Genomic DNA, 13,116 nt, shown 5'->3' on the forward strand with positions numbered 1-13,116 from the left:
GCCCGGAGACAATGTCCAGTTTGAAGTAGAGCTCATAACGCCTATCGCCATGGAGACGGAACTCCGCTTCGCCATAAGAGAAGGCGGCCATACGGTAGGAGCCGGAGTCGTAACGGAAGTAATAGCATAGTCGAACCATAAGGGCTAGAAATGCGTGAGATAATAACGATAGCATGTTCGGAATGCAAAAACAGGAATTACAGTTCCTGGAAAAATAAGAAAAAGACTAAAGATAAGATAGAGCTGAGCAAATATTGCAAGTTTTGCAAAAAACATACGCTTCATAAGGAATTAAAGTAGGCACTGAGGTGGGAGCGTCCGCCTTAGGCGGAATAAGCGGCACCCTATATATAATATAATAGGAAGGCCAGTAGCTCCAACTGGAAGAGCAGCGGTCTCCAAAACCGCCTGTTGGGGGTTCGAATCCCTCCTGGCCTGCCAGCTTTTTAGATTGATAGCAGGCCTCGTAGATTCGAAGTGAGCGAGCGCCGACCTAATGGGAGGAAAAGGCCGTAAGTCCGCCCCGCCTTTTAGATAGCGGTAGGCGGGGTCCCGCAGAGGACCGAAGGGACGTATGCGGGAAAAGGACCGGCCGCCAGCGAGCGAGTGGCCGACCCGAGCCGAAGCTCCTGCGAAGGCGAGGGCGCCGAATCCCTCCTGGCCTGCCATGGTTCGACGCAGCCGCCAGGGGCGGCTTTGCTCACCATGATCCCGAGCGAAGCCGAGGGACCATGGTTCGACGCAGTCGCCAGAGGCGACTTTGCTCACCATGATCCCGAGCAAGTGAGCGAAGCGAACGCGTCGAGGGGCCATATTTAGGTAGTCAGCAGGAATGTGGAATTCGATAGGTAAATATAAATGGCAAATAAAGTCGCAAATTTCTTAAAAGAAGTAAAGGTTGAATTAATCAAGGTCTCCTGGCCGACAAGGGCGGAACTTAGATCATCTTCCATTGTGGTCATAACTTCTGTGTTGCTCTTGGGCATATTCATATGGCTGTGCGATATTATGTTTGCCCGAATGGTGAATATAATAATAAAAATTTAAGTTTACGGTGGATAATGGCGAAGCAGTGGTACGTAGTACATACGCAAACAGGGTACGAAGATAAGATTAAGGCGAATATAGAGAGCAGGGCGAAGACAAGTTCTGTAAGCGATCTCATCTCGCAGGTTTTAGTCCCTACCGAGAAAGTTTCGGAAGTGAAGGCCGGCAAGAAAAAGATATCTACCAGAAAATTTTTCCCCGGCTATGTCCTCGTTGAGATGGAACTCACCGACGATACCTGGTATCTGATCAAAAATACCCCCGGCGTAAGCGGTTTTATCGGTTCGGGCCGCAGGCCTGTGCCGCTAAAAGAAACCGAGATCAGCGCCATATTAAAACAGGCTGAAATGGCCAAAGAAAAGCCTACGCCGAAAATCATATTTGAAAAGGGTGAAGGAGTAAGGGTACTAGAAGGACCGTTTACTAATTTTAATGGTACCATAGAAGAGATTAACCCCACTAAGGGGAAGCTTAAAGTCACGATTTCTATTTTTGGCAGATCTACGCCGGTAGAGTTGGAATATTGGCAGGTAGAAAAGGTATAAAGCCCATCTTAAGGATATAAAAAATGGCAAAAAAGGTAAAAGCAGTTATAAAGTTATATTGTCCTGCGGGAGCCGCAAATCCCGCGCCTCCGGTAGGCCCAGCGCTAGGGCAGCACGGCGTAAACATAATGGAATTTTGCAAACAGTTTAACGCAAAGACTCAAGGGCGTGACGGCCTCAAACTGCCGGTAATAATAACAGCTTACGAAGACAGATCATTTACCTTTATAATAAAGAGCCCGCCTTCTTCCATACTTCTCAAGAGGGCGTGCGGCGTCGCAAAGGCAAGCGGCGTTCCCCATAAGGAAAAGGTGGGATCGGTCACCAAGGATCAGGTAAGAGAGATCGCTAAAATAAAGATGCCGGACTTGAACACCACCGATGTTGAGCAGGCCATGAGGATGGTGGAAGGAACCGCCCGCAGCATGGGCATAGATATAGTAGATTCCAAATAATAGAGGAGTTATTAATACACAATGGCATTATCTAAGAGAAAGAAAGAATTCGAAAAATCAGTCGATCCTAAGAAGACTTGCACGCTGCGCGAGGCGATAGAAGTATTAAAAAAAGCACCGAAAACAAAATTTGACCAGACCGTAGAGGTCTCTTTCAGAATTAATATCAATGTAAAAGAGACATCCTTGAGCGTGCGTGGTACTGTATCGCTGCCCCACGGTACCGGCAAAACAAGAAAAGTGGCGGTATTCTGCAAAGGCGAAGACGATAGAAAAGCTAAGGCCGCAGGAGCCGATTTTGTAGGCGCGGACGACCTTGTAAAAAAGGTCAGTGAAGGCTGGTGCGATTTTGATGTCGCGATAGCCACCCCTGAGATGATGAAAGATATGGGCCGGTTAGGAAAAATACTGGGGCCGCGCGGCCTCATGCCGAATCCAAAAGCCGGGACAGTCACTCAAGACGTAGAAAAGGCCGTGCAGGACGTTAAAAAAGGAAAAATAGAATTTAAAATGGATAAGCAGTCCAACATCCACGCAATGATAGGGAAATTATCCTTTGAGACAAACTTGTTAGTCGAAAACGGAATAGAGCTGATAGAAGCGGTTGAACGGGCGAAGCCGCCGGTGACAAAGGGCGTATTTATAAAGAGCCTGTCGGTATCTTCGACCATGGGTCCCGGGCTGAGGCTTGATTATAACGGCTGGCGCGGATAAGAAAAGAAAAAACCATTATGGAAAAGTTCGGAAAAGTATGTAAAGAGCATATGGTTAAAGAGATAACGGAACGCTTTAAGAGCTATCCGGATTTTTTTATAACCACTTTTAGCAATATCGGTGTTGGTGATATGGAGAATCTCAGAAAGTCGCTTAAAAAAGATGCTTCAGCTTATATGGTCACAAAAAATACGATGCTTAAGCAGGCCGTAAAGAAGTCCGGCATAAGCATCAAGATGGAAGATATCGAATCATCCGTAAGCGGTTCATGCGGAGTCCTTTTTACAAAAGGAGACCCTGTTTCGATATCGCGCATATTGGTGAATTTTGCCAAAAACCACGAGACCCTGAAAATAAGAGCCGGTTTTGTAAATGGCGAGACGATTTTCTTTGACACTATTAAGTTTATGTCAACTCTGCCGTCCCGCGAAGTACTGTTAGCCACGGCCTTCGCAGCCATAAAATCGCCTGTGACGGGTTTTGTGGGTATTTTGCGGAATCTTTTAAAAAATTTAGTCGGCGTCGTAGACGCTATTGGAAAGAAGAAGAACGAAGCATAATTAAATACGATACCTGTGGCATGTTAATGTCAGGGGCAGTTCGGTGAAGGAGGAATACAATGGTTGAAGAGAAGAAAGAAGTAGAGACGAAGAAAGCGGATATTCAAATATCCAAGAAGATGGAAGATATCATATCATCCATCGAGGGCATGACTGTGCTTGAATTGGCAAATCTTGTTAAGGTGCTCGAGGAGAAGTTCGGAGTAACTGCGGCACAACCCATGATGGCAATGGCCGGTATGGGGCAGGCTCCGGCAGCAGGCGCAGCAGTTGAGGAAAAGACGGTATTTACCGTAGTCCTAGCCGGCGCGGGTGCAAATAAGATCAATGTCATAAAAGAGATCCGTACCATTACGACCTTAGGGTTAAAAGAAGCTAAAGACCTGGTCGAAGCCGCGCCCAAGAATGTAAAAGAAGGCATTACCAAAGAAGAAGCCGAGGAAATCAAAAAGAAGCTCGAAGCCGCCGGCGCAAAGGTAGAACTCAAATAAGACCCAAACTTATGGAGTGGTATTTTCGCGCTTAAGCGACATAAGTTTGTTGGTCGAATTTGATCCTCCGAAGCCAAACACGATAAGTATTTGGCGAAGGAGGAGTAATTCGGCGAAGGCGAATGAAAACAACTTAAGTATTACCCGGAAGGGCTATGAAAGAGACCATAAAAAATTTCGGAAAAATAAAAGAAAATTTCAAAGTTCCCAACATGGTTGTGATGCAGACCGCCTCTTACGCTGAATTTTTGCAGGCGGATGTTCCGCGCACAAAACGGAAACTGGTTGGACTTGAAGGCACCTTCAGAGAGACATTTCCAATAGAAAGCTTTGACGGAAAATACAAGTTGGAATATGCGGGTTATTCTCTTGGCGCGCCAAAATATAATTTGAGCGAATGCCGGAAACGCGGCATAACCTACGCGAGCCCCTTAAAAGTTAAAATACGTCTTCGATCCCCGAAAGATGCTAAGGAGCAGGAAGTCTATATGGGGGATCTGCCGCTTATGACCGCGACAGGGACTTTTATCATAAACGGCGACGAAAGAGTAGTAGTAAGCCAGCTTCACCGCTCACCCGGCATATCGTTCGAAGACTTCATTCACCCTAACGGGAAAAAATTGTTTGCGGCGAGAATCATACCCTATAGAGGCGCGTGGATTGAGATAGAGACTGATATAAATGACGCTATGCATATAACTATTGATCGGCGAAGAAAATTTGCCGCGACTACCTTTTTAAGAACATTGGGCCTTTCCAAAGATGAGGATATTCTTAAGGCCATCTGCGGGATAGAGAAGATTGAAGCGTCCCGGAAGAGCCAGTTTGAAAACGTGATCGGCGGAGTGCTGGCGGCTGATGTGACAGGCGAAAGCGGCTTACCATTTGCACGCGCCACCGAAAAAATAACCAAAGACACGGTTAACAGGATTTGGAATGCCGGCATAAGGACGATAAAAGTCTTGGTCAATCCTATGCCGGAATTGATAAATACTCTGGACAAAGATCATTGCAGAACTAAAGAAGATGCGACATTAGATATATATAGGAAGTTACGCCCCGGTGATCCCCCGACCATGGCAAACGCGGAAACGCTTATGACCAGGTTATTTTTTGATCCAAAGAGGTATGAACTTGGCCGCGTCGGCAGATTTATGATCAATAGAAAATTGGGCATGAACGAGCCGCTTGGCAATACTGTATTAACGGCCGAGACAGTAGTCAAGGCCCTTGTAAAACTTATACAGATTAAAAATGGAAACGGCCAAACGGACGATATTGACCATTTGGGCAACAGGCGCATCAGGGCGGTGGGCGAACTTCTGCAGAATCAGTTCAGGATAGGCCTTGCCAGGATAGAGCGCGCGGCCCGCGAGAGGATGAATATATACGACCTTGAGAACGTTATGCCGCATAATCTCATAAACTCTAAGCTTATATCCAGCGCAATAAGAGATTTTTTCGGCAGAAGTCAATTATCTCAATTTATGGACCAGACAAATCCGTTGGCCGAATTAACCCATAAGAGGCGTTTGAGCGCGGTAGGGCCGGGTGGGCTCAACAGAGAAAGAGCCGGATTTGAAGTCAGAGATGTCCACTATTCACATTACGGCCGTATGTGCCCCATAGAAACGCCGGAAGGGCCGAACATCGGGCTTATTGCGTCATTATCTGCCTATGCCAGAGTGAATGAATACGGTTTTCTTGAGACGCCTTACAGAAGGGCTGAAAAGAGAAGGGTTACCGATAAAGTTGAATATCTCACCGCGGATATAGAAGATAATTTCATTATCGCGCAGGCTAATGCAAAACTGGACAAAGACGGCAGGTTTGTAGATGATAAAGTATTCTGCCGCCATAAGGACGATTTTGTAAAAGTGGACGCGAGCGAGGTTCAGTATATGGACGTCTCTCCCAAACAGCTCGTAAGTATAGCAGCAAGCTTGATACCATTCCTGGAGCATGACGACGCCAACAGGGCTCTCATGGGCTCAAACATGCAACGTCAGGCAGTTCCGCTGTTATATACGGAATCGCCTCTGATCGGAACTGGTATGGAACAAAGAGTAGCCGAGGATTCCGGGTCTGTAGTTTTGGCGCAAAATAGCGGAAAGGTAACGGAAGTAGATGCTTCTCACATCAATATAGGCAGTACCGCATATCGGATAAGAAAATTCGAGAAATCGAATTCATCCACATGCATAAATCAAAGGCCGATCGTAGAGCTGGGCGACATGGTCAAAGAAGGCGATGTGATAGCTGACGGTACGTCCACTAAAGGCGGCCAGTTGGCGCTTGGCAAAAATGTTTTAGTGGCATTTATGCCGTGGCGTGGTTATAACTTTGAAGACGCAATATTAATAAGCGAAAAACTTTTAAAAGAAGATATTTATACGTCGATCCATGTAGAGGAATTTGAGCTTGAGGCGAGAGAGACAAGGCTTGGCGTGGAAGAGATTACCCGCGATATACCGAATGTCGGGGAGGAGATGCTGGCGAACCTGAACGAAGAAGGTATTATAAGGATAGGCGCGGAGGTTATTCCCGGAGATATCCTGGTAGGTAAAGTTACTCCTAAGAGCGAGACCGAATTGTCTCCGGAAGAAAAATTATTGCGGGCTATTTTTGGCGAAAAGGCCGGAGACGTAAGAGATGCTTCGCTTACTGTGCGGCCCGGCATAGAGGGGATAATAGTAGATGTTAAAGTATTTTCGCGCAAAGAGACGAAGAATAAAACCAAAGAGGAAAAGACCGAAGAGCTAAAGAAGATAAGCGAAATCACAAAGTTCTATGAGAGCCAAATCGGCAACCTCAAGAAGGAGAAGGTCCTTAAGCTTGTGAAGATGTTGCGCAGTGTTAAGCTTTCAGCCAGCCTATTAGACGAAGAGACAGGCTCAACCATTATTCCTAAAAATAAAGCTCTCAAAAAGAACGACATAAAACGACTGGAACGTTGCGACATAACGAGCCTGCGGATAGAAGACAATGAAAAACTAGAAGACGATATAAAGCGGGTTGTGACGCTCCTGGATGAACAGATAGAGGAGCTGAGTTTTGAGCAGGAGCGCGAGATAGACAGGATCAAGCGCGGCGATGAGCTTCCCCCGGGCGTTGTGAAGAAGGTATCGGTATATATCGCAAGCAAGAGGAAGATATCGGTAGGTGACAAAATGGCCGGGCGTCACGGTAATAAAGGTGTTATTGCAAAAATACTACCTGAAGAAGATATGCCGTTTTTACCGGACGGAACCCCTCTTGAGATAGTGCTTAATCCTTTAGGGGTGCCATCCCGAATGAATGTAGGCCAGATACTGGAAACGCATCTGGGGTGGGCGGCGCATGCATTAGGATATAGAGCTATAGGCCCTGTCTTCGACGGTCCCAGTGAAACCGAAATAAAACTTGAGTTAAAAAAGGCTGGATTACCCGAGGATGGCCGTGAAGTACTTCATGACGGCCTTACGGGAGAGCAATTTGATCAAAGGGTTACAGTCGGCTACATATATATGATGAAGCTGGCGCACCTTGTGGATGATAAGATACACGCAAGGTCCATAGGCCCGTACTCCTTAGTAACGCAGCAGCCATTAGGCGGTAAGGCGCAATTCGGCGGACAGCGTTTTGGAGAGATGGAGGTCTGGGCTCTTGAGGCATACGGAGCGGCATTTACATTGCAGGAACTCCTTACGGTAAAGAGCGATGATGTCATGGGAAGAACTCGGATATACGAGTCAATAGTAAAGGGCGATAATACCTTCCAGCCCGGTACTCCGGAGTCATTCAACGTTTTAGTGAAAGAGCTGCAGAGTTTAGGACTTGACGTCACGATGGAGAAGAAAGAAGAAAAAGGCGCGTCGAAAACGAGCAAAAAGGGCGGAAAAGATGATTAATTTCGAGAATCCTTTCGATTCCATATCGATAAAGATTGCGTCTCCGGAGGTGATGAAGTCGTGGTCGCACGGCGAAGTCAGAAAACCGGAGACCATAAATTACAGGACCTTTAAACCTGAAAAAGACGGCCTCTTTTGCGAAAAGATATTCGGCCCTACAAGGGATTGGGAATGTTCTTGCGGTAAATATAAGAGGATCAAGCATAAGGGCATAATCTGCGACAGGTGCGGCGTCGAGGTTACGCGTTCAAATGTGAGGCGCCAAAGGATGGGGCACATCGAACTGGCCGCTCCGGTGTCGCACGTCTGGTTTTTTAAGGCGTCCCCATCGCGCATGAGCGCGCTCTTGGAGCTTAGCCTGAGAGACCTGGAAAGAGTTATTTATTACGAGGAATATATAGTATTGGATCCGGGCGATGCGCCGGTGAAAAAGAGGGACATGCTCACGGAAGACAGATATAGAGAATATAAAGAGAAGTTCGGCGGAAATCTTAAGGCCAAGATGGGCGCCGAGGCGATACGAGACCTTCTCAAAGAGGTGAATATAAATGAGATGGCGAAGAAACTTTATCGCGGCCTCAAAGACGCAAAGACCGAGCAATCTCAGAAGAAATTAAGTAAGCAGCTGCGTATAATCGAGTCGTTTAATCGTTCCGGCAATAAAGCGGAATGGATGATATTGGATGTGATACCCGTTATACCGCCTGATCTGAGGCCGCTTGTGCCGCTAGACGGCGGACGTTTCGCTACAAGTGACCTTAACGACCTCTATAGGAGAGTAATAAATAGAAATAACCGGCTAAAAAAGCTTATTGAGCTCAAGGCTCCCGAAGTCATTATAAGAAATGAAAAGAGAATGCTTCAAGAAGCCGTTGACGCACTCTTCGACAACGGCAGGCATGGAAGGCCTGTCCTCGGTCCCGGCAACAGGCCGCTTAAGTCATTAAGCGATATGTTGAAGGGCAAGCAGGGCCGATTCAGACAGAATCTGTTAGGCAAGAGAGTAGATTATTCCGGCCGAAGCGTTATCGTTATAGGCCCCGAACTAAAGCTTCATGAATGCGGTCTTCCCAAGAAGATGGCGCTGGAATTATTCGAGCCGTTCATAATAAAGAAGTTAAAGGAAAAGGGTTTTGTCCATACAATAAAGAGCGCTAAAAGAATAGTAGAGCGCGAAAAACTGGAAGTGTGGGATATCCTTGACGAGGTGATCAAGGAGCATCCAGTTATGCTGAATAGGGCCCCCACATTGCATAGGCTGGGCATACAAGCGTTTCAGCCGAAACTTATCGAAGGTAAGGCAATAAGGATCCATCCTTTAGTATGCGCCGCTTTTAACGCTGACTTCGACGGCGACCAGATGGCGGTCCACGTGCCGCTTTCCTTGGAAGCGCAGATGGAATGCCGAATACTTCTGATGTCGATCAACAATATATTCTCGCCTAGCGACGGTAGGCCGATTGCCGTACCGTCCCAGGATATAGTCCTAGGATGCTGCTATCTGACGAAAGAGAAAGAGGGTTTAAAAGGCCAGGGTAAGGTCTTTGCTTCTAAGGAAGAAGTCGTAATAGCGTATAATGATAACGAAATTGATATGCACGCCAAAATAAAACTCAAGCTGGAAAATAACATCATAGAGACTACCCCGGGCAGGGTATTATTTAATGAGTGCCTTCCTAAGGGTCTCGACTTCGTGAATGAATCCCTGAACAAGTCAAAAATAAGCAAGGTAATTGCGGAGTGTTATAATAAGCTGGGCCATGATGCCACCATAAAACTTCTGGATGACCTTAAGCAGATAGGTTTTGAGATTGCCACAAAAGCCGGCATATCTATTGCTATTGACGACCTGAAGATTCCGAGCAAAAAGAAGGTATTTATAGAAGAAGCTCAGAAGGAAGTAGATAGTGTAGAAAGCCAATACAGAAACGGCTTAATAACTAACGGCGAAAGATACAATAAAATTGTGGATATCTGGACGCATGCGACCGATAAAGTGACAGAGCTCATATTTAAGGAGCTGGATAGTTTTAACCCGATTTTCATGATGGCCGACTCCGGCGCCAGGGGTTCAAAACAGCAGATCAGGCAGTTGGCCGGCATGCGCGGGCTGATGGCTAAACCGTCAGGCGAAATCATAGAAAACCCTATTACCGCTAACTTCAGAGAAGGGCTTACAGTGCTTGAATATTTTATTTCTACGCACGGCGCAAGAAAAGGTTTGGCTGACACAGCACTAAAGACAGCCGACTCCGGTTATCTGACAAGGCGGCTTGTAGATGTAGCCCAAGATGTCATAGTTACAGTGGAGGATTGTCGTACTGTAAACGGCATAACGACAAGCGCCATCATCGAAGGCGATGAGGTTGTAGTAAGCCTTAAAGAAAGAATAATAGGCAGGGTGGCGCTTGATAATATAGTAGATATCATAAATGATGCGGTTATAGTAGAAGCCGGCCAAGAGATTACGGAAGAAAAGGCCGATAAGATAGAATCCTCGGGTATAGAAAAGATAAGGATACGAAGCGTTCTTACTTGCGAGTGCAGGCAGGGCGTATGCGCAAAATGTTACGGACGTAACCTTGCTACCAGAAGGATGGTGGAGCTGGGTGAAGCTGTAGGTATAATCGCGGCACAGTCTATAGGAGAGCCCGGAACGCAGCTTACGATGAGAACGTTTCATATCGGCGGAACAGCGAGTTTGAGCGTTGAAAAGCCTTACTTAGAGGCCAGGAATGACGGTACGGTAAAATACCACGGCATTAAAGCGGTCCAGCTGGAAGATAAAGGCAAATTCGTAGTAGTAAACCGGAACGGTCAAGTAAGTGTTAACGATACCGACGGCAGAGAGCTGGAAAGGCATGCCGTTCCGCAAGGCGCGCTTATAAGCGTGGAAGACGGAAAACCAGTTAAACAGAACGCGGTATTTGTCAGGTGGGATCCATACACCACGCCAATATTAACAGAGATAGGCGGAATAGTAAAATATGAGGATATTAAGGAAGAGCTTACTGTTCGGGAAGAAGTTGACGAAGCGACAAAGATAGTCAACCTCGTAGTCATTGAACATAAGGGCGACTATCATCCGCAGATCATAATTGTCAATGAAAAGCAGGAAGTCCTCGGCATATATCCGATACCGTCTGGCGCTCACATTATCGTCAAAGACGGAGAAAAGATAAAGGCGGGGCAGCTTTTGGCAAAGACGCCGAGAGTTATTACAAAGACCAAAGATATTACGGGCGGTTTACCGAGGGTTGCAGAATTATTTGAGGCGCGAAAACCAAAAGACCCGGCAATAATAAGCGAGATAGACGGCATTGTGGAGTTTGGGGAATCTAAAAAAGGTATGCGCAGGGTTGTGGTAAAAAGCCAGAGCGGGATGGCTAAAGAATACCTTATACCTCCCGGAAAGCACCTCAACGTTTATAAAGGCGATAAGGTATATGCCGGCCAACAGCTGATCGACGGCCCGGTAGTCCCGCAGGATATACTGCGGGTATCGGGGTATAAGAAGCTGCAGGAATATCTCGTCAATGAAGTCCAGGAAGTTTACAGGCTGCAGGGTGTCAAAATTAACGATAAACACATAGAGGCTATAGTACGACAGATGCTTCGAAAAGTAAAAATAGAAGACCCCGGCGATACGGACTTTCTTTTGGGCCAGCAGGTTGATAAATTCGATTTTATAGAAGAGAACGAGCGCGTAATGAAGAAGAAAGACAAGCCGGCAAAGGCATCGCCGGTACTTCTTGGCATAACCAAGGCCAGCCTTACAACAAAGAGTTTCATTTCGGCGGCAAGTTTTCAGGAGACCACAAGGGTTCTTACAGAAGCCGCTGCCTCAGGAAGACGCGATGACCTTATAGGCCTTAAAGAGAATGTCATTATGGGCCATCTCATTCCTGCGGGGACAGGTTTTTCCGAGCACAGGAAAATCGAGATAATTAAAAATATTGAGGCCAAGGAAGCATCAAAAGAAGGCGAAAAGAAGGATAAGGAAAAGGTATGCCCACAATAAATCAATTGATAAGATTCGGAAGGACGCAATTTAAAAATAAGACAAAATCACCGGCACTTCAGGGTTCGCCTCAGAAAAGAGGTGTCTGTCTCCAGGTTAAGACTCAGACGCCGAAAAAACCCAATTCAGCGCTGCGTAAAGTCGCGAGAGTCCGCCTTGTAAACGGCATGGAAGTGACATCCTATATTCCGGGTGAGGGGCACAACCTTCAGGAGCATTCTATAGTCATGATAAGGGGCGGAAGGGTAAAAGACCTGCCGGGCGTAAGGTACCATGTTATAAGAGGTACGCTGGATACTATGGGAGTCGCAAATAGGAAGAAATCCAGGTCAAAATACGGCGCAAAGATGCCTAAACAGTAATGATGGAGAGAAGATGAGAAGAAGAAGGGCGGAAAAAAGAGAATCGATAGCTGATCCCAAATATAACAGCATTCTTTTGACTAAGTTCATAAACATAGTAATGAGTGCGGGAAAAAAATCCAAAGCAGAAAGTATAGTGTATTCCGCGCTTGATATATTGGCGGAAAAGACCGGCAAAAAGCCGCTTGAAATATTTGAAAAGGCATTGAATAATGTGAGGCCGCTGGTGGAAGTCAAGCCGCGCCGTGTGGGAGGCGCTACATACCAGGTCCCTATCGAAGTGCCTCAACAGAGGGGTATGGCCATCGCATTTAGGTGGATACGGGATTTAGCAAGGCAAAGGGCGGGAAAACCCATGGAGGAAAAGCTGGCCGAAGAACTTTTAGATGCGCATAACGGCACAGGGGCCGCCATAAAAAAAAGAGAAGATATGCATAAGATGGCAGAGGCCAATAAGGCATTCAGCCATTACAGATGGTAGTCTACTACGCTCGAAAACGATTCCTGCGAAGCTAAAGGCGAAAGTACTTTAGCGAAGCAGAATCGTGTTCGAGCTTCGTAGGACTAATTCCTGCGTAGCCCAACGCGAAAGCAATTGGGCGGAGCAGAATAATGGGGTAGAAAGTGATAGCGGAGATAATGGAAACAAAAGATTCTGCAGCAAACTTAGGAAAGTTCGTCATAAAAGATACGCGTAATATAGGCGTAGTCGCGCATATAGATGCGGGCAAGACTACTACCACAGAGCGCATATTGTATCACACGGGCAGGCTCTACAAATTGGGAGATGTCGATGATGGCACTACTGCCATGGACTGGATGGAGCTTGAGCAGGAGCGGGGCATTACCATAACCAGCGCCGCTACAACCTGTTTCTGGAAGGGGAAACGCATAAATCTCATCGATACGCCCGGTCACGTTGATTTTACCGTTGAAGTCGAGAGGTCTCTAAAAGTCCTGGATGGCGCTGTTGTAGTTTTGTGCGCTGTCGGCGGCGTACAGCCGCAATCCGAAACCGTATGGAGGCAGGC

Annotated in this window: 13 protein-coding genes and 1 tRNA gene; all 14 read left to right on the forward strand. The window is 46.7% G+C overall.

The annotated features are described in order from the left end of the window. Window positions 1-130 (forward strand): elongation factor Tu (gene tuf, locus KKI13_07110; protein ID MBU4488809.1); only part of this gene is annotated, 130 nt, incomplete at its 5' end. A 20-nt stretch (window positions 131-150) separates the two neighbouring features. Continuing rightward, window positions 151-300 carry a 50S ribosomal protein L33 gene (rpmG, locus tag KKI13_07115; protein ID MBU4488810.1) on the forward strand — a complete coding sequence of 50 codons (150 nt, stop codon included), beginning with the start codon at window positions 151-153 and terminating at the stop codon, window positions 298-300. A gap of 64 nt (window positions 301-364) precedes the next feature. Further along, a tRNA-Trp gene (locus KKI13_07120) sits at window positions 365-441 on the forward strand. Between the two features lie 417 nt (window positions 442-858). Continuing rightward, window positions 859-1,047, forward strand: a complete 189-nt coding sequence (secE, locus tag KKI13_07125; protein ID MBU4488811.1) for a preprotein translocase subunit SecE — start codon at window positions 859-861, stop codon at window positions 1,045-1,047. A gap of 14 nt (window positions 1,048-1,061) precedes the next feature. Then, window positions 1,062-1,592: a transcription termination/antitermination protein NusG gene (nusG, locus tag KKI13_07130; protein ID MBU4488812.1), complete on the forward strand. Its 531-nt coding sequence runs from the start codon at window positions 1,062-1,064 to the stop codon at window positions 1,590-1,592. 23 nt (window positions 1,593-1,615) lie between these two features. Beyond that, window positions 1,616-2,047 carry a 50S ribosomal protein L11 gene (rplK, locus tag KKI13_07135; protein ID MBU4488813.1) on the forward strand — a complete coding sequence of 144 codons (432 nt, stop codon included), beginning with the start codon at window positions 1,616-1,618 and terminating at the stop codon, window positions 2,045-2,047. Window positions 2,048-2,068: 21 nt separating this feature from the next. After that, on the forward strand, window positions 2,069-2,761 hold the full coding sequence (gene rplA, locus KKI13_07140) for a 50S ribosomal protein L1 (protein ID MBU4488814.1): 693 nt from the start codon (window positions 2,069-2,071) through the stop codon (window positions 2,759-2,761). Window positions 2,762-2,778: 17 nt separating this feature from the next. Further along, window positions 2,779-3,321, forward strand: a complete 543-nt coding sequence (rplJ, locus tag KKI13_07145) for a 50S ribosomal protein L10 (protein ID MBU4488815.1) — start codon at window positions 2,779-2,781, stop codon at window positions 3,319-3,321. A gap of 59 nt (window positions 3,322-3,380) precedes the next feature. After that, window positions 3,381-3,812 carry a 50S ribosomal protein L7/L12 gene (rplL, locus tag KKI13_07150; protein MBU4488816.1) on the forward strand — a complete coding sequence of 144 codons (432 nt, stop codon included), beginning with the start codon at window positions 3,381-3,383 and terminating at the stop codon, window positions 3,810-3,812. Between the two features lie 155 nt (window positions 3,813-3,967). Then, a complete protein-coding gene (gene rpoB / locus KKI13_07155; GenBank protein ID MBU4488817.1) occupies window positions 3,968-7,702 on the forward strand; it encodes a DNA-directed RNA polymerase subunit beta in 3,735 nt (1,244 codons plus the stop codon). Further along, window positions 7,695-11,723 carry a DNA-directed RNA polymerase subunit beta' gene (rpoC, locus tag KKI13_07160; protein MBU4488818.1) on the forward strand — a complete coding sequence of 1,343 codons (4,029 nt, stop codon included), beginning with the start codon at window positions 7,695-7,697 and terminating at the stop codon, window positions 11,721-11,723. The genes rpoB and rpoC overlap by 8 nt, the downstream gene beginning before the upstream one ends. Beyond that, window positions 11,711-12,085 carry a 30S ribosomal protein S12 gene (gene rpsL / locus KKI13_07165; GenBank protein MBU4488819.1) on the forward strand — a complete coding sequence of 125 codons (375 nt, stop codon included), beginning with the start codon at window positions 11,711-11,713 and terminating at the stop codon, window positions 12,083-12,085. Before rpoC ends, rpsL begins: the two co-directional genes overlap by 13 nt. 13 nt (window positions 12,086-12,098) lie before the next feature. Then, window positions 12,099-12,566, forward strand: coding sequence for a 30S ribosomal protein S7 (gene rpsG, locus KKI13_07170; GenBank protein ID MBU4488820.1), 468 nt, complete (start codon window positions 12,099-12,101; stop codon window positions 12,564-12,566). Window positions 12,567-12,724: 158 nt separating this feature from the next. Beyond that, window positions 12,725-13,116 (forward strand): GTP-binding protein (locus KKI13_07175; protein MBU4488821.1); only part of this gene is annotated, 392 nt, incomplete at its 3' end.

Source organism: Candidatus Omnitrophota bacterium, from assembly GCA_018894435.1.
Taxonomy (GTDB): domain Bacteria; phylum Omnitrophota; class Gorgyraeia; order JAHIPI01; family JAHIPI01; genus JAHIPI01.